Here is a 22,628-nt window from a genome sequence, read left to right as displayed (position 1 = left end):
TGATCTTGCACGCACGCCGAGAGCCCGCCCGTCACTCTGCAGGAGCGGCGGGTCGCCGGCGCGCCGTGACCGAGACAGCAAAGGATTGCGACCCCTGGCAAAACTTCTGCGGGTCTTCGGTAATTCGCGCCCCGAACGAGGCACGTTCCGCAAATCTCAAGCACGCGAGCACAGCAGCATGCTTTTGCGACCAGCATCTGAGCGATCTAGACAGGAAAGTCGCAGGTCATTGGCCTGCGGCCATGCGGTTAGTCGCTGTTTAGGAAACCGATGCTCTATCCCCTGAGCTACGAGGGCGCGAGGGACCAGTCTAGCCACCTGGGGGTTCACCTAGGGTGGCACGGAGTGGCCCACGTTCACCCACGTTCCCCGTACCGTCGTTCTCCCAGCCCAGGAGCACAGCTCGAGCACACGAACCCCGGGTTGCGACCGGCGGTCGGCCGCCGTGACCCGCGTTGGCACGGGTCGACCCGGGTTGGCATCCGCTGGAGAGCACACACCGCGCACATCATCGAAGATCAACGACGTTTTCGCCCGCATACTTGCCGTCGGCGTCGCCATCGGGGAACTACGAAGCGCTCACCCCCGGGGGCCCCGCGGTCGCTCGGACCCGCCGCGATTCCGACCATGACGGCGCCCCAAACGTCCGCTCAAGTAGCCGATGAGCGTGCGCCTTGCTCTAATCGTGCGGGATGTGCACAGGGCCGGGTCGCCAAGCTGACCGGCAACGAGGCGGTGTGTGCATCGTCGTCGCCCGGACTGGCGCCAGCTTGGCGTTTGCCCCGTCGCGGCACCGGCGACGATTATCTCGGTCCGCCTAGAGTCGAGGAAGCCCGAGACCCCTCGACCGGCGTTGAACGCTCGTAAGGATCTTCATAGACGCTGAGACCGCAGATGACCAGTTCGCCCCTCGGCTCCGCTACTACGGCGCTGGCGACTTGGCGACGTACTGGCAGGTTCACCGAGCGGTCGAGGTAGTTAAGGGGTTTGATCCAGCCGCTCCGCCTGACGGAGTCAACGGCATCTTGGAACTGCACAACGCTCGCCTGTTCGTCGAGTCAGGTTTCATCCCAACGGACGTCGTTGAGGAAGACCGGAAGGCCCTCGTTGTATCCGCCAAACCTATTGAGCGGACCATCGCACAGTGGTTCGGCGCCCTAGAGGACGACAACCTCGCCGACATGTTGACGGCGGTCGACTGGCAATACCACGAGCACCTGCTCGACCTCCTGGCTGGCCTCGGAGTCTTCGGACGCTGCTCCGGCACAGCGATGCTGACGGCGCTCGACGGGGCGAAGGTTCACATCTGCGACATGCTCACGAGCAAGCGGCTCGTAGAGAACTACGGCGTGACCCTCCGGGAGCGACTTCTGGCCGAGCCGGACAGAGCCGAACTCGTGGTCAGGCATCATCTTGGGGGCGGGATGAAGAAGGAGAGCTTCCTCCCCGCCAACTTCACTGCCGCCGACTCCCGGACACTGATGGAGGCCTACATTGACAGCGCCGAGCCGAACCCGAACTACTTGAGATTGATCGCGGACGCCCCAATCGACAGCAAGAGCGGGGTAGATGCCAAGTTGGTCGTTAAGGCGAAGCGGCGTTACGGCGCCATGAACGAGAATTTCTTCAAGACAACTCCCGGTGTGAAAACCGGTTGCACCGTTGCCGTATCATCGGCCCAGTTCGAGCCGGTGAAGGCAACGTTGAATAACATGGTCATCGAGTATACTTTCAGCCAAGCCTGGCTGGAGGGCACGTTGGACTTCCCGTCCGTGCTGAACAACTTCCAGTTCCTGTTCGAGTTCGCGCCACAGCACGGACTCCTGACGCTCCCCGCCTTCAACGGCGAACGCCGTGGGCTTGAGCTCGCGTTCGGCATAAACGGCGTAAAGGATTATCCTACCGGTCACGTCTTCACTGCCAAGGATCGCGCAACGCTACTTCAAACGACGATGTACCAGCGTTACCTCGGAACGAAGGACATCGACCTTGAGGAAGTGCTCCGCTGGTACTTCGAGGAGCATCTCCTCACGGAATACGGCATCGCGGGTTTCGTATTCAGCCCGTCCAGCCAGAAGGCGAACTATCTGGAACGCTGCCGGAACCTGTTCGCTGAAATGGAGTCCATCGCGACGCAATTTGGGCTGCTTGTCGAGGACGGCGAAATCGACCATGATGTAGCCACCGCAGGGGCCGAGATAATGCGATACCGGACTATCCCTAGCGCCCTGGAAGGCAAGTATGCCTACGCGACCAACCACAGTGAAATCCACACGATCCTGCACGCCCTGTTCTCGGATCAGTCACACCTGACTTACATTAACGAGGATATCCGCGGTGAAGACTTCGTCGACCTGCTGCGGCGGAACAACGTCTCGTACGAATCGCTGCACGAGTACCAACAGCCCCTAGTCGATAAGCTCATCGAGCACGGGGTCGTCGAGAGTACCGGCGACCGCATCCGACTTAAGGACTCCGACTTGTTCCAAGTGCTGCAGTCGCTCAATGACAGCGAGGCCGTCGCCTACCACCATCTGAACACGAGGTGTCGTGCTCACGTCGACAGGATGGTGGACGCTGAGTGGCTCGCTAGGCGCTCGTCGTTGCTCACCAAGGCCGAGGCCGCCTACTTCAACTACAACCTAAACTCAATCGACTTTGCTAATGGCCCGAAACTCCGCAATAAGTACCAGCACGGCATCCAGTCCAAGGGCAACGGCGATGCCCAGCACCAGCAGACCTACTACATTGCACTGCGGCTGATGGTCGCTCTAACCATCAAGATCAATGACGAGTTCTGGCTCCTTGACGTGGCAATTAGGCGGCAGGCCTGACGGCTTGTTGGGTACGGTCATTTACGATGGAATAATATGTAGGTCTACCCAAGGGACTTTGGTTCCCACCAAGGGTCGCTTGTTACCCACGTGCTTACGCCACTGGAGCCGCAGAGCCGGAAAGGCGTCGGCCGCAAACGCACTCTCCTGCTGAGTTGAGGATGCGCGGGCTGCAGTCGAGTGGCGGATCGCCTACCTGGCGGACGCAGTCAGTGCGGCTCTGCAGGTGGCGTGTCGGGGGTGTTTCCGGCGCGGACCGGGGTAAGATATCCGGTGGTGTTGAGCTGCCGGGCTATGTCGGCGATCGTGTGCTGAAATCGGTTGCGGGTGTTCTGAGCGAAGCCGATGAAGAATCGGTTAGCGAGCGGCACACCCCAGCGCATCGCCTGGGCGACGTTGTAGACCCGGTGGGTGACCAGCGTGAGGTTCTTGTCCGGCTGCGCGGACCATTCGCCGCGGTACCACCATCCGCCTTGGTACGCCGCGGTTGTGCCGTTCTCCTGCGCGAAAGGGACCACCCGCCGGAGTAGGGGCCAGACCTTGTCGATCGGGGCCTCAATGACGCCCGCGAGGTCGACCAGCAGTTTCGGTGGCCGGCTCTTGCTCATCGGTCGGCCCGGGGGTCGCTGACGAGGGTGTTCTGGAACGACGCGAACCGCCACCCAGCGCGGGTGTCCACCGCTGTCAGGGTGATGATCGAGTCGTGGGCCGGGTCGGTCTCGCCTCTCGCAGCGGAGCCGCCTGCGACCGAGGTGACGCCGGCGGCGAGCGGCTTGACCTCCGGTTGCCTGGCACCGCCGGAGTCGATCTTCAGCACCATTCACATCCTCCCTACAGGGCAGATTGCACTATAGGGCGGTGCGCAAGGAATGGATGCCTCTCAGCGTGTGCGCGGATCTGCCGCTGATCGCGGTCATGCCGAGTTGAAGGCGCCGCACCGTGACAACCGCGTAGACCGCGGCTGGGCGTGGCCGGTCGGTTGCGCGCATGTCGTCGCATCTGAGTCAGGGTGCATCAGGAGCGATCCGCCGCTTCGCGGGATGGGTCGCACAGGGCTCGGTCGGCTATGCGATGTTGGAGGGAATCAACTACTGGGACGAGTTGAAGGACTCGCCTTCCCAGGACCCAGGGCCCCGGGGTAGTCCGCGGATGTGGCTTTGATCCGCCGCATACGGCGCCCCCTGAGCACGAAGACGTTCAGCACCGAGATCGTCTACGCGATCACCGACCTACCCACCCACCAAGCCCGCCCCGAAGAGGTCGCCGCCTGGGCCCTGCAGCACTGGACCATCGAGAACAGCGTGCACTGGATCAGAGACGTCACCTTCGGCGAGGACGCCAGCCAGACCCGTACCCATAACACCCCCGCTGTCAAGGCCGCCCTCCGCGACATCGTCCGCGGCGCCATCCGCCTCGCCGGCTGGGCAAACACCGCCAGCGCTCGCCGCGCCTACACTGCCACCGCCACAGCCCTCACCCTTCATGGCATCCCCTGACCAACCGGACATTCAAGGACTACCCCGGGGCCCTGACCCTAGCGGTGACGAGGCGGTTCGACCTGACTGACGTGCAGTGGGCGGCGCTGGAGCCGTTGCTGCTGCACCCGTTCCGCAAACCAACAGCAGGGGCGATAGCAGCTCATCGCCATTGCCCCTGCTGTTGAAGCTACCCATCGAAGGGTGGGACGGGTCAGCTCTTAAAGCGTCCTTGATCTTCTCGCCTGCCTGCTTGAGCCTGGAGACGGCCTGGTCGCTGCGGCCTTCGGCCTCCAGTTGCTCGTCGTCGGTGGCTCGGCCGATGCCTTCCACGACGGCGGCCGGCGCGTCCTTCGTGACCCCGACGCGCCTGATGAGGAGTGAAGGCTTCGGTGGCCACACCGCTCCCGGGTACCGGGGCTGCTGGGCAATCAGCTCCGGGTCCTGCTTGTGGCCGGTTGGCGGAGTGCTCCCTGACCCACCCGCTGGATTCGATGTCTGGTGAACTGGGCAGGGTGTCGCGATCGTCGACGCGTTGTCGGTTGTGATTGCGCTTGACCTTGCCCCTGGGGCAAGGGTTGAACATCGGCGGCATGACACGAGATGCGCTTTCTGTGCGCGGGTTGCGGAAGCTGTACGAAGAGCAGGTGGTACTCGACGGCGTCGACCTCAGCGTCGGCGCAGGCGAGGTCTGCGCGTTGCTCGGGCCGAACGGCGCCGGCAAGACCACTACGGTGAGAATCCTGTCCACCCTGATCCGGGCAGACGGGGGCACGGCCCGGGTGCTCGGGCACGACGTGCACAGCGAGGCTGATCGGGTGCGCCGTCTCATCGGGCTGACCGGCCAGTTCTCCGCGGTGGATCACCTGCTCAGCGGCGAGGAGAACCTGCTTCTCATCGGGCGGCTGCTTCACCTGTCAGCGGCCGAGCGCCGGGCCCGGGCCGCCAAGCTGCTGGAACGCTTCGACCTCATCGACGCGGCCAAGCAGTCCCCGGCCACCTATTCCGGCGGCATGGCGCGCCGCCTCGACATCGCGATGACACTGATGGGACGGCCCCGGCTGATTTTCCTCGACGAGCCCACCGCCGGCCTCGACCCGCGCAGCCGCCGTGTCATGTGGCAGCTCATCCGGGAGCTGGTAACCGATGGGGTCACGATCCTGCTGACGACGCAATATCTCGAGGAGGCCGACCAACTCGCCGACCGGATCGCCGTGCTGGACCACGGCCGCGTCGTTGCCGAGGGGACGCCCGACGAACTCAAGCGACGCCTCCCCGGCTCCCACATCCGGCTGCAGCTGGCCAACTACGACGCGTTGGACGCCGCCGCCCGGCTCCGCCCCAACGGCCGGCGCGAATGACCTGGTATTGCGGGTACCGAACGAGGGCGGCCTCACCTCCCTGCGCGACATCCTGACCCGCCTCGGTGACGATGTCGCGGTGGTAGACCTGTCCATCCATACGCCGGATCTCGACGACGTGTTACTCGCCATGACCGGCCACGCCTCGAAGGAGCTGACCCTGTGAACTCGCTGACCGTCGCCGCCCAGGACGCCACCACGATGATCGGGCGAGAGCTCAAGCACACCCTGCGGTTCCCCTGATGCTCATCGCGCTGGTTCTGGTGCCGGTTGTATTCTTGCTGCTGTTCGTCTATATCCTCGGCGGGCCGATCGGCGCCGGGCTCGGAGCGGCCGGACGGGGCGCGCCGTATGTGGACTTCCTCGTCCCCGGGATTCTGATGATGACGGTGGCGGCCGGCTACCCCAGCACCGCGATCAATGTGCATACCGACCGCAGTGGCGGCATCTTCGACCGGTTCCGCGCGATGGCGGTCGGCCGCGGCGCGCTGTTGACCGGGCACGTCGGCGCCGGCGTGCTACGGACCTTTGTCATCGGCGTTGTCGTGGTGGGCGTGGCGTTGATAGTCGGTTTCCGCCCGCATGCCTCTGTAGCTGGCTGGTTCGCTGTCGCCGGCGTCGTGACGGCGTTCGCGTTCGCACTGGCCTGGCTGTCGACTGCGCTCGGCTTGGTGGCGAAGACCGTCGCCGGTGCGAACAGCGCGACCCTACCGATCCAGTTCCTGTTGCCGTTTCTGTCGAGCGCGTTCGTGCCAGCCGAGTCGGTGCCAGCGGGGTGCGCTGGTTAACCGCGCACCAACCGTTCACCTACGTCGTGGAGTCGCTGCGCGCGCTGCTCGGCGGCGCGCCAGTCGGAAACACTGCCTACCTGGCACTGCTCTGGTCGGCGGCGATCGCGTTGGCCGGCTACCTGTGGGCGCGGGCGGCGTTCCAGCAGGGGGCGAAATGATCACCATTGGGCAGGTGGCCGATTACGCCGGCGTGACGATCAAGGCTGTCCGCCATCACCACCAGCGTGGCCTGCTCGACGAGCCGCCTCGCGACGCATCGGGCTATCGCCGTTACACGGCCGAACACGCAGTCCGGCTTATCAAGATCAAGACTCTGGCCGAGGCCGGTGAACCACTCGCCCGCATCAAGGAACTGCTGGCCGCCGACGCCGACCAATTCGCGGCCGCCGCATTCGAGATTGACCGAAGGTTGCGGGAACGGATCGAGGAACTGCACCGCACCCGGGAGCGGGTCGCCCAACTGCGCACCGGCGACCGGCTGTTCGTCCCCGCCCACGTCGCCGACTTTCTCGACTTGCTCCGGGAGATCGGCGTCAGCCACCGCGGCGTGCAGATCGAGCGGGACGCTTGGGTCTTGGTGCACGCTGCATCGCCGGACCAGGCCGCCGCCCTGGTCGCGCAGAAGCGCGCCGTGCTTGCCGACCCCGAATTCCGGGCCATCTTCCTCGAATTCGACGCTGCACTCGAGTGGTCTCCCCACGACCCACGCCTGGATCCCCTGGCCGACCGACTACGCCAGTGGACGGCTAGCCTGTCGGCGACACACGGGTCTGAACCGGTCGAGGCCGCGCGGCACCCGGTCCTGGACCCGGTCGTCGCTCGGCTCATCGCAGCATCCCCGCCCCCGTCCCCGGCCTGGCAGCGGCTGATGGTACTCACCGGCCAGTGACCGGATCCCTGGTCGTGGAAACCCAATCCAGCACCACGATTCTTGCGTCGGCGACCAGCGTTTGCTGTCTCAGAGGGCCTGGCGCCGCGCCACTGCCGGTGCTACGTCGTGAGCCGCCGCCCCCGGCTCGCTACCGGCCGCGACCCATCGCCCGGCTGCGCCGTCACCGTGTGCCGCGGCTACTGCTGCGGCACCGCCAAGGCTGCTCCCGGCGATCACGCCGCCCAGCTACAACGTTCGCTGGGGGCGGCGCAGGTTCGCGTCACTGATTGCACGCCGCGCCAACACCATTCCCACCGCAGCCCTTACCCTCCACGGCATCCCATAACCAAACGGACATTCAAGGACTACTCCGGGCCCTGAGGGACCCCGGACCCCCGGACCTCCAGGTCCCCGGCTCGGCAACCCGACTAAAAGCCGCATTCGCGGACTACCCCGAGGCCCTGGATGGAGACTGCTTCGCCATCTCGCCGACGTCCTCGAATTCGACGAGCACGGCATCCCAACGAACGAAAAGTACGCCGAGCGTCGCGCCGCGACGTGGCTCTGCGAGTACTGCACCGGCAAGGTTCCCCCTGGAGAAGCAGACCTTGCCTCCTGGGAAGTCCAGCTCTACTGACCGCCGGGCTCCGAACCGGTAGCCCGTGCCCGTGGTCGCCCGGGGACTGATCCACTGTACGTGATGTGCGCGGCTCAGCGGTCATCCGGATCTGCCGCCGAGTGTGCGCCGATCCCATCGGAGCGGCGACGCGGAGTGACACCGGGATCGTCCCGATGCCGGCACATTCCTGCCGAGAAGCGGAGGTGCATGCTAGCGACGGTCTATCCTCGGGCCCGCACCGCTGGCGGGATCAGCAAGTAGCCGCTGATCGGGCGAGCGCCTGATGGAACGGCGTTAGTACCAGGCGGGTTCAATCCTGTAGGGGCGGTAGGTCAGAATCAGGGCCGTTGGCGCTTCTGACGTTGTAGCCGTCGATCTCACCGCGGACGAGCGGTTCCTGTTGAGCCGTGGGCTGGGTGAGTGGGGCGGACCCGGGGGGCCAACGGATGACTTGGCTCGGGCCATGGGGTTCGAGACATCTACCCGGGGTCTGGCAGGTGCGGGTCGGGCAGGCCGAAGATGGCTTCCTGGGCCGCCCGGGCGAGGGTGGCCTGAGTGGTGGCGGGTAGGCCGAGCCTGTTCCAGTGAAAGATCACGTGCAAGGCGATTACCGCCCGAAGGCCGCGGGTGAGAGCACCCCTTTCCCGATGGCGATGTAGGGCTGCGCCGGCGTTCGCGAATGCGGTGTGCCAGTCGCCGGTGGTGCGAGGTGCACCGAGCAGCAGGCGCCGAACGTCTCCCGTGAACCTCTCCCACCTGCCGGCATCGGTTGGGGATGCCCGGTTGAGGTGTCCTGCGCGGAGCTGAACGACTTGTGCCCATACGTCGCCTTGCTCGTTGAGGTCCATTCCTGCTGCGCGCATCAGGGCGGTGCACAAGATCAGGGAGTGTTCGCGCCGGGTGGTGGGGTGCTGGTGGAGGTAAACGAGGAGATGGCGGCTGTCGTGGTGGAACAGCGCGTGGGCAGCGGTCATGGCGTCGTGCCCGCCGAACGCGTGTGTTTCGGCTTCGTAGATGTCGCTGGTCCAAGTGGTCCGTTCGGTAAGTAGCAGGCGGCCCTGGTCTCCGCTGCCTGGGCTGTTCGTCGGGAGGTAGCGGATGCGCCAGGCACCTTTGCGGATGAACCACCAGCAGGTGATCAGGCCGGCGGTCTCGGCGGCGGGAAGCACTTGGCTGAGGTGGGCGACGGCCTGTTGCTCGCGCTCCCGGGCGGTCGGGCCGGGGAAGGTGATGTTGACCTGGTGCCAGGGGGTGTGGTCCACAGTGGCTCCTTCGTCAGGTGAGGAGGAGACAGGCGTCCCAGCCGGCAGTGGCGGCGGTGACGAGGTCCGCCCCTGTTCTCCCGTCGAGAAGCCCGTCGGGCTCGTTGGTGGTGGGGGTGGCCTGCTGGTGGAGATCGTTGACGAGATCGAGGGGTATGGGGGTGAGGGCGTCGGAAGCGATGCGGCGGGCGGTGGCCAGCAGTCCGGCGGTGCCGTGGCACAGGCCTCGGTCGGTGAGCCGCCGGAGTTGTTCGGGGTCGGTGACGCAGGTGGTGAATGCGGTCTCGGCGAGGCGCTGGCGGGTGGTGTCGTGCAGCGCTTGTGCGGTGAGTTGCTGGGCGCGGGCGATGCCGGGGGTGCCGTAGCACCAGGACGGCCGCTGTGGGTTTCGCTGGGCCGGTGTTGCGCGGCGTAGGTCGGTGAGGGTGATGGTTTGCGGCCACCAAGTCGTGCCGTGGGTGTGCTGCTGCCAGGTGTCCAGCCATTGCCTGATGCGGTTGATCGCTGTGGTGTGTCCGGCGACGGTGATGCCGTCGCAGAGGGTGAGGGCGAGCAGTGTCAGTGGGCCGGTAATGCCGTGGGCCATGCCGAAGTTCGCGTGACCGCCGGGGGGCGGCGGCTGGCGGCGTTCGGGCCCGTTGCAGCACCACCAGCCGGGCAGTTCGCCTCGCGGTTCGGTGAGGCGGACGAGGTAATCCAAGACCTGGCGGAGCAGGTCACGGTCGCCGAGCCGCCGCAGGACGACGCCGAGCCCGGTCAGCCCGCGGATGAGGTCGTACTCGGCGTAGTGCGGCTGTTCGTGTCGGTCGATACGGCGGTGAGCGGCTTCGAGCCGTCGGCGGGTCACCGCGGCGGTGCCGTCGGCGGTGGCCGCTCGTGCCTGGGCGAGCCCCGGGTGGTCGGTGGTGGCGAGGACGAACGCGAGCGCGGGAGCGCCGTAGAAGAGGCTGGCCCCCTCGGCGATGCTCACACCACCGGCGGTGGCGTCACGCAGCGCCTCGTATGCCGCCGGCCAGTTGCCGGTTTCCAGGTGCAGCAAGGCGAGGCCCGCCGCACCGTCGGCGAGTGACTGTCCCGCGGTCACGACTTACGCCCGGCGAGGACGGTGCGGGCGACGGTTCGGGCCAGCCGCAGGCAGTGCCGTTCGGAGGCGAGGTCGACGCCGATCATGCGGGCGTGATGCAGGTGCAGCAGATCGCCCAGCACCTCGTCAGGGTCGAGCCCGTCACCGACGACCAACGGCCGGTAGGCGGCCAGCGCTGCCGCGAGTCGCTCGTCATGCACTGGGCGTCGGGCATGTTCGAGCTGGGCGGGGTCGAGGCGCAGACCGGTCCGGTGGGCGACGTGGGTGGCGAGCCAGCGCGGCCCGTCGCCGGTGAAGCCGTCGGCGATGGCGATCATCCCGGCGGCGGTGGTGGCTTGTCGGTCGCCGATGAGCCTGTGCAGGGCGGCGCGGGAGTCGGCGGCGAACACCTGCTCGGCGGCGGCGAGGGTCGCTGCGGCGCCGTGGCGGGTTTCTGGGCGGTACGGGTGCAGGCTGTAGTCGTGTATGACGGCGTCATCGTGCAGGTGCTGCACCCAGCCGGCGAGGTGACGGGCGATGTCGGCGAACTCGTCGCTGTCCGGTAGTGGGATGCGTAGCCGCAGGTGCGGCTCGGGATCGGGATAGCGCAGGAACCACCAGCCGGCTGGAAGGTGGTCGGCGGGGCGCCGGGCGAGGTCGGTGAGGATGTCGTCTGGGCGGCCGTGCAGGTGTGCCTCCAGCCACCGTGACAGCGCGGGCCAGTGCTGCATAGTGGTGGCGATTCGGGCTGGTCGGGCAGGTCTGGCGGCCGGCGCGGGGTGGGTAAGGGTGAGCAGGAGTTCGGCGGGGCGCTCGTTGATCCAGCCCGCTGACCCGGGAGCCTCCGTGATCACCGTGCGGGGGTACCGGTCGAGGTGGTCGCGAAGAACCGCCAGGTGGGCGGGGTTGTCCAGGTCAAGGCGTAGGCGTATGTCGTCGTCGCCGAACAAGACCTGTTGCGGGACGTGCCGCCGCTGGCGGTGTCGCTGCCAGGCGGCTAGCCACTGCGGCCAAGAGGTGCCCGGGGCGGGAAGCGCGGTGGCGTCGATGATCCAACAGGCCGAGTGCACGATCGTGCGTCCCCGGCGTAGACGGGGTAGGAACGGCAGACCGCTGGCATGTCCCCAGTCGAACCGGCTGCACGGTGCCGTCCACGCGGCCCAGATCTCGGTCAGGAACCGCATCAGCGGCTGCTGCAGCGTGGGCAGCAGCACGCTGTTGAGCAGCAGCGGTTCGACGGGCTGACCGGTGGCCAGCGATACCAGCCACAACCGGCGTCCGTCGCCGGTCACCGCCAGATCCTCGAGCGTGTACGGCGGTACCGGGTGGAAGTCACCGAGAGGAAGGACGGGCAGCAGCTCGGGCGTCCGGGCTACTGCGGTGAGGCGGGCGTCGAGGGGTGGTCCAGACAGCTGCAGCGGGGCCGCGCTGGGCAGGGCGGTCGGCATTTGCCGGTAGACCTGTTGGAATCCGACGAGTTCAGCGGGGGTGAGTAGATGCAGGAACCGGGCCGCCGCGACCCCGGCGTGGCGGGACCCGCTGAGCACCGTCAGGGTGAACGCGCCGCGGTCCAGATCGTGCTGAGTGTCGGCGGTGAGGGCAAACCTCAGTTCGGTGTGCGGAATCGGCGGCCGGTCGTCACTCCCGCGCAGCCGGTCGATCAGCGCGTCGTCGAGCACCACCTCGGTGCAGCCGTCGAGTGCGGCCTGCTGCGAGAGCTGTCCGAGCAGCCGGTCACGGGCGGTGAAGAGCGCTGGGGCGCGACGAGCCGATCCCCGATAGCCAGCCGGGAAACCCAGCACGTTCAGCACATCACGGACAGAAACAGCCGCTCCGGGACCCCATCGCTCGATGAACGCGTTGTGGTACTCGGCCCATCCGGCGGCGTGAGGCGGCGCTACCGCCACGAGCGTCGACGCGGCCCGCTCCGCCTCGCGCAGTACCGGCGGGGGCAGGGTCACCGCGATGTCGGCGCGTAGATCGACGGCGACTCGATTGCCCGGTTTTGGGATGGCGTAGTGGCGGGCGACGTGCGCGGCCGGGTCGGTGGCGGTCATGGGTGGGCGCAGGGCCGACAGCAGCACCCCGCTGTGGACCAGTTCGGCCAGCAGCCGCTCGGCGTCGGCGATGCTGAAGGGTCCGGCGACCGTCGCGGCGAGGTCAGCGAACATGACCGGGGACCGAGCACCTTGGATCGCCATCCGGATCGGGCCGGTCAGGCGGACCTCGACGTCCCACCGCCGATCGTCGCTGGCATGGGCACAGGGCAGCACCCACCTGTCGCCGCGCCGGTATCCCAACGAGTTCGTTACGACGGGGACGGTGCGCAGGGTGGCCAGGTCTTGTTCGGCCCGCGCGGTGTGCTCGGCGATGAACTGGCCGTCGGGGCGGCAGACCGCGCGATGGGCGTCGCCCAAGACGACCGTCGCCCGAGTGCCGAACTGGACCGGGGCGACGCCGGCGAACGTGCCGAACGGGGTCGCACGGGTGGTCCAGCGCAGCAGGTATCGGACCGCCGACTGCACCAGGCGCCGCAGTCGCTGCTGAGACAGCGGCTCCCCGCTCAGAGCGCGTTGGATCTGGTCGGCCAGCTGCGGCGCCGCGCCGGAGACGGCAGCCGCGAAGCCGGGCAGCATCCACGTCTTGTCCAGCCACTCGCGCCACTGATCCGGATGACCGTGGACCGTGTCGGGCCAGGCAGGCAGAACGAGGCCCTTGGGGTAGGCGGCGATTCTGATCAGCGCCGCACCAGCTGCGGGAACCATGAGCACCGCCGAATCGACGGGCCCGGCGCGCTCGACGCCGGGCCCGATCGTGAGAGGAACGGATGGGTTAGTTGCCGCCGTCGCACTTCGTGGTGCAGGCGTTGGAGCCGGTGTTACCCGAGCCGCACCCGTCGTTGGTGGAGGTGGCGTAGCCGGTCGCGGTAGGACCCGCGTCGACCAGGCTGACGTCCAGGGCGAACTCCGGGTCGTCGGTGTCGTTCATGTGCGTGCCCTTTCTAGGGGGTGGTGAAGGTGAGGACGAGGCGACTGTGCCGCTTGTCCAGCACCGTCCCGGCCGGCAGGTCGCCGTCGGGAGTACCAGCGGGCAGGACGTGCAGCACCGGCGAGGGGCTGCCCGCATACAGCCACGCGCGCATCTGTCCGACCATCCGACCGGCCGCCACCGCGGCGCCGGCCCCATGCGCGCAGGCGCCGAGGTCGAACATGTCGTTGTCGTTCCAGCGCAGCGCCGAGCGGTAGCAGAACGCGCCGTCGTCAATAGCGGCCGGCGTGCCGAAACGCCACGCCGGGGCGACGACACCCGCGTCGACGGCCTCCTGCTGGGCCGTGAGCACAACGAACTGCTGTCCCGCATCGGTGATGCGGGTCGCCAGCCACAGGTCGAGGTCAGCCAGAACGGTGCGAGGGGGCAGGCTCACCCCGGCCCACGCCTGCGTCTGCGGCTGCGCCAACAGCACACCGACGGCGTGGCGATTGACCTGCTGGTCCTCGTCCAGCCGCAGGTGAACCCCGTCAGCGATGTCGGCGTACCGCACCTGATGTGCCCCGGCACCCTGCATCGAGACGAACCCGCACAACCGCTGGCTGCGGCTGGCCAGCTGATTGCCCGTTCGACGCAGCGCCCACGAGCGGGTCATCCCGAACGTCCGCAGCGGTACGACCAACGTTCCGTTTTCGGCGAGCTGAGCGGTCCAGGCCGGTGAGATGTCCCAGGCGCCGACAGTGACGATGATCAAGTCATATCTGCGGCCCGGGTTGACCGGTTGCTCGGCGTCAGCGCACACCACGACCACATCGTCGTAGCCCGCCGCGGTGAGGCAGGCTGTGGCACGGTCGGTCACCTCGCGATCGATGTCAACGGTTGTGACCAAGCCCGACGGGCCGACCAGCTCGCGCAGCAGTGCGGCGTTGTACCCACCGGACCCGATCTCCAGGACGTGCCGGCCGGCCAACCCGCCGTCGATGGCGTCTGCGGCCTGACCGAGCATCTCCGCGATGAGCCACGGCGCCGACACCGAACTGACCGCCTCGTCGCCGATCCGCTTGGTCACGACGGCCTGGTCGGCCCGGTACGCCTCCGTCAACACGGCATCTGGTGTGAAGAGATGGCGCGGCACGGAACGTAGTGCCGCCTCCACCTCAGGCCGCATGACCAGCCCTTTCTCCGCGTGATCAGCTACGAGCTGATCGACCATCGCGGCATGGAGGTCCTCGCCGCTCGCCGTGTCGACACTCATTCGGGTGTTCTCCCTTTCCGTCACGGCCTCCCGATCGGATGGCCCGTCGTTCCGCTCTTCTCGGCTCAACAGAGCGTCAAGCCGCTGGACTCGCCAAGTCACATAGAAGTCTGAAGTCGATGTGGCGCCGGTCGAAGGTTGCGTCCTGCCGGCGCACGTGAAGGTTCAGCCGCATGCGTCGATGCCTATACGCTCGCTCGGTGGTAGGCCGAGGACGCAGCCGATGTGTACCAAGATCATGGTGGCGGAACGATTTCCTCCTCCATTGCAACCTCCCGCGCTCGTTCGAAGTCAGGAGCGGATCTGACGAGCAGCCCGGCCCATCTCCACCCTCGCCCGTCGAGCCGGTGCAGTGAATGCCAACCATGCGGACGAAGCGGTTGTCCGCATCTGCGCCACCGATGAGCTTCTCCCGCATCTACGCATCTCGGTGTTCTTGCTTGCGCCGCGCTGAACACTGAGTGACCCTAAGTGCGCGACATTCATGCTGCTCACCGCCTCAGTGGTGTGAACAGCCAGAGGAGGCGGTGCTATGGGCCAGACTCCGCGGATGCTCCAGCCGTCCCTGTCTGAGCGCCACTTCTTCGGTGCCGAGCTGCGCCGGCTGCGGGAGCGGGCCAACCTCTCGCAAGCGCGACTCGGCGCGATGATCCGGTTCAGCCCTGACCTGGTGCGCCGGGTCGAGACAGCGGACCGTTTCCCGTCCCCGGAATTCGTTGAAGCATGCGACAGGGCGTTGGCGGCCGGAGGGGCCTTGATCCGCCTGCTACCGCTTCTTGAGGGAGGCCGCGCCCAGGAGCGTATGCGGACAACACTCCCGAGCGGTCCTAGCAACGCCAGCACCCTGCTGGCCGCTCAAGCGGAGGAGACGCCCGGGGTGGCGGACATGGTCGTCCGTGTTCCCTTCCAGCCTGGCGTTCTTGACCGCGCCGCGCTGGACTGGCTGAACGCCTCAGCGGGACCTCGTTTGTCCGTGGCCGGCCGAACCGGTTCGCCTGATCAGGTATGCGAAGAGGATCTCGACTCCGCAGAGACCGTCCTGGCGATGTTCCGCCAGTTGGATCACACCCACGGGGCCGGACGAGTCCACGCTCAGGTGCAGCGGTACGTCGAACGCGAACTGAACCGGCTACTGGCCAGCCCGCCCGCCTCGGAGGCGGTCGGTCGGCACCTCTACACCTTGGCGGCGGGATTTTTTGAGCTCTGCGGGTATCAGGCGGTCGACACGGGTGCCCATGGCCTCGCCCAGCGCCGGTACCTTCGCGCTCTACGTCTGACGGAAGCTGCCGACGACCGCCTGTACGGCAGCTACCTGCTCGCCGTGAACATCGGTCATCTCGCGCTGCACTGCGGACACCCCGAGCCGGCACGCAGAATGGCGCTCACGGCGGTGAGAGGGAGCGAGACCCGGGCGACGCCCGCTGTGGCAGCCGCACTGAACGCGGTGGTGGCGCGCACGCACGCCCGCCTCGGACGCGAAGGCGACTGCCTGACGCACCTTGACATCGTGGAGACGCAACTAGCCCGCAGCAAGCCCGAGGACGAGCCGGCGTGGATCCGGTACTTCGACGCTGCGTACCTCGCCGACGAGATCGCCCACTGCTTCCACGATCTGGGTCAACCGCAGCACACTCAACGGCACGTGGGCGACGCCCTCGCCGCCCTGAGTCCCACGCATGTCCGGCGACTCGCCATCGACACCGCGCTCCTGGCCTCGTCGCTGGTCGCCGGCGGCCGTATCGACGAAGCCTGCGCCACCGCACGCGAGGCAGTCGACTTCGCGGCACGAACTACTTCACACCGCTGCCTGCAGCGCATCGTCGAGGTACAGGCTGACCTCGAGTCCTATCGGGGTGAGCCCGAGGTCCGCGAGTTCGGCGAGTACGTGCGTCACCGACTACCGCTGGCGGCTGTGCAACCCGGTTGATCGTTGGCCGCACCCGCCATCACCGAGCGATAGTGAGCCAGCTCCGCCTCCAGCACCGCGCCTGCTCGACGGGACAACGCCACATAGTGGCCGACGTCAGGAAGAAGCAACACCTCGGGCGCCATGCCGAGAGACGTCAACTCGTCGGCGAGGTCGCGGACATCCTCGACCACGGCCACCTCGTCGCCGGTGCCGTGAATGAGCAGCACCGGCCATTGAACCGTGGCGGCACGGACTGGGCCGGCGCCCCCGCGCAGCCGCATCGCGTGCGCCCGCTGGAACCGGGGCACCGTCAGCGCCCACCGCTCAGGATCGACGATCGCCGACACCGCGGTGGCGGCGGTGAACGGGCCTTCCTGTGACACCGCGTGCAACGCGCTGTAGCCGCCGGCGCTGGCACCGCGGATGAATACCTGCCCCGGCACCGCCCGCCCGGTGGACAGTAGGTGCACCGCCACCGCCGCGCAGTCATCGACGTCGTCCAGGCCCCACCGGCCGTACAGCGATTCCCGGAACACGCGGCCGTACCCGGTGCTACCCAGATAGTCGACATCAACGACGGCGAACCCGCGACTGGTGAAGAACTGCGCCTGCCAATCCAGGCGAAGCAGGCAGGAGGCGGTAGGCCCGGGATGCGCCCGAACGATCACCGGCGCCCGCCAGTCCGCCGCCGAGCCCGTCGGCGGGTACACCAGGGCAAGCACCTCCCGACCGGTGGCCACTCGGACGCGCAGCTCCGTCGGCGTCGAAACGCACGCCCCGTCGAGCGCGGCGTGCTCCGACCTGGCAAGCACCTCCACCTGGGGGGCAGCGTCAGCCAGGTTTACGAGCGAGACCTGCGGGGCTGCGGTCGGTGACGATCCGATCAACGCCACGGTCGTCCCTTGCACGGCGAGGTACGGCTTGATCGACGTGTACGGGAGGTCGACCGGGCGGACAGTACCGTCAGGCTCGACGACGACGAGGCGGTGCCGCGGCCCCTCCTGCACCGCCACGACCATCCGACCGTCGTCGAGGAAGCCATACGACGTGTAACCCAATTCCCACGGCTCCGCGGCGCACTCACCCGCGATCGGCGCCACCTCCTCCGCCTGGAGGCCGTTCCACCGGTAGAGGTTCCACCAGCCATTGCGGTCCGAAACGAAGTACAACGCCCCGCCGGGTCCCCACTGCGGCTCCAGCGCAGACTCCTCCGGACCGCCGGCGAGCCTTACTGGGTCCTCGACCCCACCGTTCGGTGAGTAGGAGGCGGCCCACACCTCACACGCGTCCCAGGGCATGTCGTGCTTGCTCCAGGCGGTCCAGGCCAACGAGCCCGGACCCGGCCGAGGCGCGCCGAGGAACGCCCGGGACGAGACGAGAGTTCGCATCTGCGGAGCACCGGTGAACGACACCGCGACGAGTTGGTCACCCTGCTCCGACTCCCGCACAGCCAGCAACTCGCCGTCGCTGATCGTCAGGTCACCGAAGCATCCATGGCTGACCAATTCGAGTTCATCGCCGTGACGACGGCTCCGATAGAGGCCATCTCCGCCGACGCACCACAACGTCCCCTCGACGACAGCGAACGATCCGCCGCCATACGCGTGCGCACCGCTGGCGACATCGAAGCCCTTCGGACTCACATCATGCTTGCCCTCGCCGGACCGCCACCGTGTCACCGTCGTACCCCCGCCGGCGTCGGGGCGAGTCTCCAGCCAGTACAGGCCGTCATCACCGGTACGCAGCTGGTCATAACTCACGGAGGCGCGGACGGCGTCGTCCACCGACACTTCAGCGATCCTGTCGCCCAGCCTCACAGGTCCTCCTCGAACAACTTCCACGCGGGCCGGACGACGGCGGGCTCGTCAACCGGTCGCCGGGACACCGGCAGGGCTCGGATTTCCGGGCCAGTGTGTGTGCCCAGACGTCGCCGACTCTACGTCCGAGCTTCTTGTCCCTGCTCCCGGCTCACCCTGCAAACTGCGTCCGCTCGATCGCTCTCCCGGGGGGGCAACGTCGATGCGAACAGAAGCTTTCGTCCAGCATCATTCCTGATCATGCCTAGGGTCTCGGCAGGAGGCCGTAGTGGTCGGCGAAGGAGCGAACAAGGTCTTCGAGTACGGCTTTGCCCTTGGCCGCGGTGCCGTTTGACGGCAGACCAATGACGCCGCTGGTGGTGTAACCACTCATGCCCCTCGTGAGGAGGTGACGTCGATCGTCCGCTAGGTGGTCTGCATGCTGGAAGCCATCACGCACCACTTCCGGCGCAACGTGCAGAAGCAGCGAAACCTCGAGCTCGCCAGCGTGCATGTCCTGGTGGGCTGTGCTGTGCAGGCCGGCGGCAACTCGCGCGTCGTCCCAGTCGGCCCGAGCGGGGAACAGGGTCATCCTCGGTCCGGCGACGTTGGCTTCCTGAACGATGTTGCTTTTACCGACCCTCGGCGAACAAAGACGACCATGGCCTGTGCCTCTGCGTAGGCTACATGTCCGCGATGAGTTGGCTGGGCTGGCTTGCCGTCTGGACCTGAGGTGACCCGATTCTGTTGGCTGAGGTGTGTGTCACTCGCGCCGTAGGTCTTCACTGCTGGTCCTTAGCAGGGTGCCGACGTAGACGACTGCGGTGAGCAGGACCACGGCGGTCATGGTGAGGCCGACCTGTGTGAGCAGGATCTGACCGAATCGGCGGATGGTGATGCCGGTGATCTCGGTGGCGGCGTAGACGGCAACCGCGGTCGTTGCCATCGCCAGTGCCGCGGAGGTCACCAGCGGGAGGGCCACTTCTGCCATGTCGGCTGTGGCTTCTGTCCGTCGGGGTACCCCGACGATTCGTAGAGCTGCGGTGAGTCTGCGGCGTTCGATGAGTCGGTCGACGGCGACGACGACGAGTGCGGCGAGACATAGGAGCAGGGTGATGGCCATCAGCGCGCCGATGATCACCGTGACTGTGGCTCCTCCCACTCCTTCGTTGGGCCGAGGAAGCCTTGGACGTTGGATGCGGGAGCCTGTGCGGCGAGGATCTGGCGGGCCCGGTCCAGGACCGGGCGTTCGTTGGGTAGCAGAACGATGGCGGTCTGGGCGGCTGGGCAGGTCGCAGCGGTAGTGATGAGCAGCTGGTACGGGCGGTCGGCGTACAGCTTCGGGTCAGCTCAAGCTTGTCGGTGGGTGCGACGACGTTCCGCGCCGCGGGACAGGTCGCTCCTGGGGCGGGCTTGATGTGCAGGGTCGCCCCGGCCGGAAGCGGCGGCTCGCCGGCGAAGTCGGGCGAGTCGATGATCAGCCGGTAGACGTGATCGGGGCTGCATGTTTCTGCGCCGTCGAACAGTCCGCGTACGTCGGCGCAGGTGGCGATCAGGATGTCGGTCCGCTGTTCGGCGTCGCCCAGCTCGGCCGAGGCGTATTCGTATTGAGAGGCGCCGCGTATGCCCGGGGTGGCGCGCAGGGTGTCGAGCGCGGTGGGATTCACGGCGCCATCGAGGGTGAGTTTGAGTTGAGTCGGCGCGGAGGGTGTGGCCAGGGATTCGGCGAGGCGGACATGCTCCGCGGCTCCGAGGCCGATGCCCGCGGCGAAGAGGGTGACGCCGACGGTGGCGACGAGGCGCGCCGCCGCGCCGTCTGCGGCGAGGGCCCGCCGTCCGGCGATGCGCAGGGCGGGTGGGAGACCGGGTCGATGGTTGAGGCGCTGCCACATGTTCTGCACGAGCAGTGGCGTGAGCAGCGGCAGTCCCGCAGCGCTCAGGACGATGCCCGCGGTGAACGCCAGCAGCGCCCAGAAGGTTCTCGTTGCAGGCAGCGCTGCCGCGCCTGTAAGTAGAGCGACTCCGCAGGTGATGGGTGCGATGCGGAGCAGCGCTGGTCGGCGGCTGGCGGCGTTGCGGAAGGCGTACAGGGGGTTGGCGGGCAGGCGGGCGAACGCGCCGGTGGCCACGGCGACGGCGTACAGCGGCAGCCCCACGGCGGTCATCGCGATGGTAAACGGCGACAGCGCGAGGTCACCGGCGAACCAGTGCAGGTGGCCGAGGTTGAGTTGTTCGGACCCGCCACGCGCGGACAGCCAGCCGCCGATTCCGATCGCGGCGCCGACGGCCGCTACCGCCCCGGTCTCGACGGCGTTGACGACCTGGGTCTGGCGGGCGTCGGCGCCGAGCAGGCGAAGAGCGGCCAGTCGTCGTTCGCGGGTGGCCGCCGACAACCTCGCCGATGCGGCCAGGAAGATGCCGAGAGGAATGAGGACGAACACGGCCATGCCGACCGGCACAAGCACGGCCGGCCGTAGCACCTGCTCGGCGGAACCGGTCCAGGAAACACCGCGATGCAGGATCTGCGTACCGAATCGTGCGACGCACTGCGCGCTTCCCGCCCGGTCCGCGTCGCCTGCCGGCACGCCGATGTAGGCCAGGAGTTCGTCCGGGGCCACCAGACCCGCGGCGGCGACGACGCCGACGACACGCTGCGGGAACCTCGCGGAAGCGGCCGGGTCATTGCCGATGAGATCCGACAGGGCGGGCGACAACACGATCTCGCCAGCTGCGGGCCACGCCGGCACGCCGGGCGGCCGAGGTGACTGCGCGGTGGCGTTCCACACGGCGATGCGCCGAAGCGGGCGGGAGCCGATGTTGTCCTCGACGGTGCGCAGCTTCAGGCACGCGGCCGAGTCGGCTGACGACGTCAGCACTGGCTCTCGATTACCGAGGCGACCGTCCTGTCGATCGGCGACGCCGGGAGCGGCGAGCGTGGCCAGGAGCACGAAGGCGCCGAAGGCGACCGCGGCTGCCTGCAGCACCAGGCGGACCAGTCCAGCGGTGCCGCCGCCGCGGCACAGCCGCAACCCCAGTCGCACGAACGGGAGGTAGCTCATGCTTGCAGCGCGCCGTCTCGCATCGTCAGAACCCGGTCGGCTGTGGCGGCGACGTCGGCGGCGTGGGTGACCAGGATCAGCGCGCTGCCACCGGCGCGAGCCAGGTCGAGCAGCGCTGACAGCGACTGTGCCGCCGAGCGGGAGTCCAGCGCGCCGGTCGGCTCGTCGGCGAACACCACACTCGGCTCGTGCACGAGCGCCCGCGCGATGGCGGCCCGTTGGGCCTGCCCACCGGACACCCGAGAGGGCGTGCGATTCCGCTCGCCGTCGAGGCCCAGGCGAGCCAGAAGACCGTCCGCGGTCGCGCGCGCCTTGCGAGCGGAGACACCGGTCAGGCGCAACGGCAGCTCCACATTCTCGGCTAGCGTCAGCTCCGGTATCAGGTCGCCGAACTGCATCACGAAGCCGCACTGACGCAGCCGCAGACCCGCTCGGGCGCGGTCGCTGACCGCACCGAGGTCGACGCCGTTGAGATGCACCGATCCCCTGTCCGGGCTCAACACTCCAGCGAGCAGGAACAGCAGAGTGGATTTGCCCGAGCCGGACGGACCCGTGATCGCGACGACCTCGCCCCTGGCCACACGCACGCTGGCCTCGCGCACGGCAACCGTCTGGCCGACCGTGTAGGTCAGGCCGTCGCTCGAGACGACGTCAGCGCCCACACCGATACCCATCCTGAAGACCACCCCCGAAGTTGCTCACGACGCTGAGGATGCCAGCCATATGAATCTATGGCCAGCACCCTCGCCGTACGCCGTTGTGATCGATCAGAGACAGTTGTTGGCGAGCTTGTAGCTCTCCGCCTCATTGTCGAAGCTGCGCTCCGGCCCCAACTCGGCGACGTACTCGCCGGCGGCCAGGCAGACCCGCGAGCCCGTGTAGTTGTCGTTGTCGAAAATCGTCAGCTTCTTGCTGGTGCGGTTGTAGGCGGAACTGATCTCGTTGTCTCCGTCCCACCAGGGGATGTCGAAGGTCTCCTGCGTCGAGTGCACGTACCGGTTACCAGCCTTGAACGGGTCCTCCCACATGCACACACGACCATTGTCGCAGGCAGTGGTCTCGGTGAACGGCTTCACCGGAGCCGCCGCCGCAGCCGGAGCCGCCGCGGCCGGAGCGGCCAGCGTCAGTGACATCAGGACGCCAGCACCAACAGATTAGAGTGATCGTCTCACTCGACTCTCCCTCGTTTTGGTTATTCACATCGATGATTGTCAGCCGACTTCGACGACGCTACTCAAGCGGCAACGCAGCGTCAATGACTATTCACGTCACGTGAAGGCGCGGCTAATGGCGAGACAAAGTGATCAATTATCTGTCAGGAAATTTATGCACGTATTGGTGGACA

General features: G+C 67.4%; 19 protein-coding genes and 2 pseudogenes. 8 read left to right on the top strand and 13 right to left on the bottom strand.

Going from position 1 to position 22,628, the window contains the following annotated elements; genetic code table 11:
- The first annotated feature begins 938 nt into the window (after positions 1-938).
- A complete protein-coding gene (locus ACLJN9_RS29330; protein ID WP_410814909.1) occupies positions 939-2,834 on the top strand; it encodes a hypothetical protein in 1,896 nt (631 codons plus the stop codon).
- Between the two features lie 209 nt (positions 2,835-3,043).
- Here ACLJN9_RS29330 and ACLJN9_RS29325 read toward each other — a convergent pair whose 3' ends face one another.
- Both ACLJN9_RS29325 and ACLJN9_RS29320 read right to left on the bottom strand, forming a co-directional pair.
- Entirely contained in the window at positions 3,044-3,442 is a 399-nt protein-coding gene (locus ACLJN9_RS29325; RefSeq protein WP_410814908.1) for a hypothetical protein, read from the bottom strand.
- The gene (locus ACLJN9_RS29320) at positions 3,439-3,654 is read right to left on the bottom strand and encodes a hypothetical protein (protein WP_410814907.1); all 216 of its coding nucleotides are present in this window, start codon (positions 3,652-3,654) and stop codon (positions 3,439-3,441) included. The genes ACLJN9_RS29325 and ACLJN9_RS29320 overlap by 4 nt, the downstream gene beginning before the upstream one ends.
- Before the next feature lie 331 nt (positions 3,655-3,985).
- Between ACLJN9_RS29320 and ACLJN9_RS29315 the strand changes: the two genes are divergently transcribed.
- A complete protein-coding gene (locus tag ACLJN9_RS29315; RefSeq protein WP_410814905.1) occupies positions 3,986-4,330 on the top strand; it encodes a transposase in 345 nt (114 codons plus the stop codon).
- Between the two features lie 195 nt (positions 4,331-4,525).
- On the opposite strand, the pseudogene ACLJN9_RS29310 reads toward ACLJN9_RS29315, so the two are convergent.
- Positions 4,526-4,684: pseudogene (locus tag ACLJN9_RS29310) on the bottom strand (CsbD family protein); the annotation flags it as partial.
- A gap of 179 nt (positions 4,685-4,863) precedes the next feature.
- Between ACLJN9_RS29310 and ACLJN9_RS29305 the strand changes: the two are divergent.
- The 5 genes from ACLJN9_RS29305 to ACLJN9_RS29285 all read left to right on the top strand — a co-directional run bounded on the left by ACLJN9_RS29305 (position 4,864) and on the right by ACLJN9_RS29285 (position 7,350).
- Positions 4,864-5,670, top strand: a complete 807-nt coding sequence (locus ACLJN9_RS29305; protein WP_410814904.1) for an ATP-binding cassette domain-containing protein — start codon at positions 4,864-4,866, stop codon at positions 5,668-5,670.
- Positions 5,671-5,677: 7 nt separating this feature from the next.
- The gene (locus ACLJN9_RS29300; RefSeq protein ID WP_410814903.1) at positions 5,678-5,836 is read left to right on the top strand and encodes a hypothetical protein; all 159 of its coding nucleotides are present in this window, start codon (positions 5,678-5,680) and stop codon (positions 5,834-5,836) included.
- Positions 5,837-5,912: 76 nt separating this feature from the next.
- Entirely contained in the window at positions 5,913-6,458 is a 546-nt protein-coding gene (locus ACLJN9_RS29295; RefSeq protein WP_410814902.1) for an ABC transporter permease, read from the top strand.
- Positions 6,446-6,619, top strand: a complete 174-nt coding sequence (locus ACLJN9_RS29290) for a hypothetical protein (protein ID WP_410814901.1) — start codon at positions 6,446-6,448, stop codon at positions 6,617-6,619. Before ACLJN9_RS29295 ends, ACLJN9_RS29290 begins: the two co-directional genes overlap by 13 nt.
- Positions 6,620-6,633: 14 nt before the next feature.
- Positions 6,634-7,350 carry a MerR family transcriptional regulator gene (locus tag ACLJN9_RS29285; protein ID WP_410814899.1) on the top strand — a complete coding sequence of 239 codons (717 nt, stop codon included), beginning with the start codon at positions 6,634-6,636 and terminating at the stop codon, positions 7,348-7,350.
- A 1,080-nt stretch (positions 7,351-8,430) separates the two neighbouring features.
- Here ACLJN9_RS29285 and ACLJN9_RS29280 read toward each other — a convergent pair.
- From ACLJN9_RS29280 to fxlM, 5 genes are all read right to left on the bottom strand, one after another.
- The gene (locus tag ACLJN9_RS29280; protein ID WP_410814897.1) at positions 8,431-9,213 is read right to left on the bottom strand and encodes a thiopeptide-type bacteriocin biosynthesis protein; all 783 of its coding nucleotides are present in this window, start codon (positions 9,211-9,213) and stop codon (positions 8,431-8,433) included.
- Between the two features lie 13 nt (positions 9,214-9,226).
- Positions 9,227-10,297 carry a lanthionine synthetase C family protein gene (locus ACLJN9_RS29275; protein WP_410814895.1) on the bottom strand — a complete coding sequence of 357 codons (1,071 nt, stop codon included), beginning with the start codon at positions 10,295-10,297 and terminating at the stop codon, positions 9,227-9,229.
- Positions 10,294-13,041 (bottom strand): lantibiotic dehydratase, encoded by a 2,748-nt coding sequence (locus ACLJN9_RS29270; RefSeq protein ID WP_410814894.1) that lies wholly within the window; start codon positions 13,039-13,041, stop codon positions 10,294-10,296. The genes ACLJN9_RS29275 and ACLJN9_RS29270 overlap by 4 nt, the downstream gene beginning before the upstream one ends.
- 67 nt (positions 13,042-13,108) lie before the next feature.
- On the bottom strand, positions 13,109-13,264 hold the full coding sequence (fxlA, locus tag ACLJN9_RS29265; RefSeq protein ID WP_410814892.1) for an FxLD family lanthipeptide: 156 nt from the start codon (positions 13,262-13,264) through the stop codon (positions 13,109-13,111).
- Positions 13,265-13,277: 13 nt separating this feature from the next.
- A complete protein-coding gene (gene fxlM / locus ACLJN9_RS29260; RefSeq protein ID WP_410814891.1) occupies positions 13,278-14,519 on the bottom strand; it encodes a methyltransferase, FxLD system in 1,242 nt (413 codons plus the stop codon).
- Between the two features lie 532 nt (positions 14,520-15,051).
- Between fxlM and ACLJN9_RS29255 the strand changes: the two genes are divergently transcribed.
- A complete protein-coding gene (locus tag ACLJN9_RS29255; RefSeq protein WP_410814889.1) occupies positions 15,052-16,446 on the top strand; it encodes a helix-turn-helix domain-containing protein in 1,395 nt (464 codons plus the stop codon).
- Here the strand turns inward: ACLJN9_RS29255 and ACLJN9_RS29250 are convergent.
- The 5 genes and pseudogenes from ACLJN9_RS29250 to ACLJN9_RS29230 form a co-directional block, all read right to left on the bottom strand.
- The gene (locus tag ACLJN9_RS29250; RefSeq protein WP_410814991.1) at positions 16,410-17,597 is read right to left on the bottom strand and encodes a prolyl oligopeptidase family serine peptidase; all 1,188 of its coding nucleotides are present in this window, start codon (positions 17,595-17,597) and stop codon (positions 16,410-16,412) included. The two genes, ACLJN9_RS29255 and ACLJN9_RS29250, sit on opposite strands and share 37 nt — an antisense overlap.
- An 892-nt stretch (positions 17,598-18,489) precedes the next feature.
- A pseudogene (locus ACLJN9_RS29245) lies at positions 18,490-18,855 on the bottom strand (creatininase family protein); the annotation flags it as partial.
- A gap of 151 nt (positions 18,856-19,006) precedes the next feature.
- A complete protein-coding gene (locus ACLJN9_RS29240; protein ID WP_410814888.1) occupies positions 19,007-21,283 on the bottom strand; it encodes an FtsX-like permease family protein in 2,277 nt (758 codons plus the stop codon).
- Positions 21,280-21,945, bottom strand: coding sequence for an ABC transporter ATP-binding protein (locus ACLJN9_RS29235; RefSeq protein ID WP_410814886.1), 666 nt, complete (start codon positions 21,943-21,945; stop codon positions 21,280-21,282). Before ACLJN9_RS29235 ends, ACLJN9_RS29240 begins: the two co-directional genes overlap by 4 nt.
- Before the next feature lie 105 nt (positions 21,946-22,050).
- Positions 22,051-22,416, bottom strand: a complete 366-nt coding sequence (locus ACLJN9_RS29230) for a peptidase inhibitor family I36 protein (protein ID WP_410814885.1) — start codon at positions 22,414-22,416, stop codon at positions 22,051-22,053.
- Positions 22,417-22,628 lie beyond the last annotated feature (212 nt).

Source organism: Micromonospora sp. 067-2 (genome assembly GCF_046549295.1).
Lineage (GTDB): Bacteria > Actinomycetota > Actinomycetes > Mycobacteriales > Micromonosporaceae > Micromonospora.
Note: the sequence above shows the minus strand (reverse complement) of the source record. Positions and strands in the feature narration are given on the sequence as shown.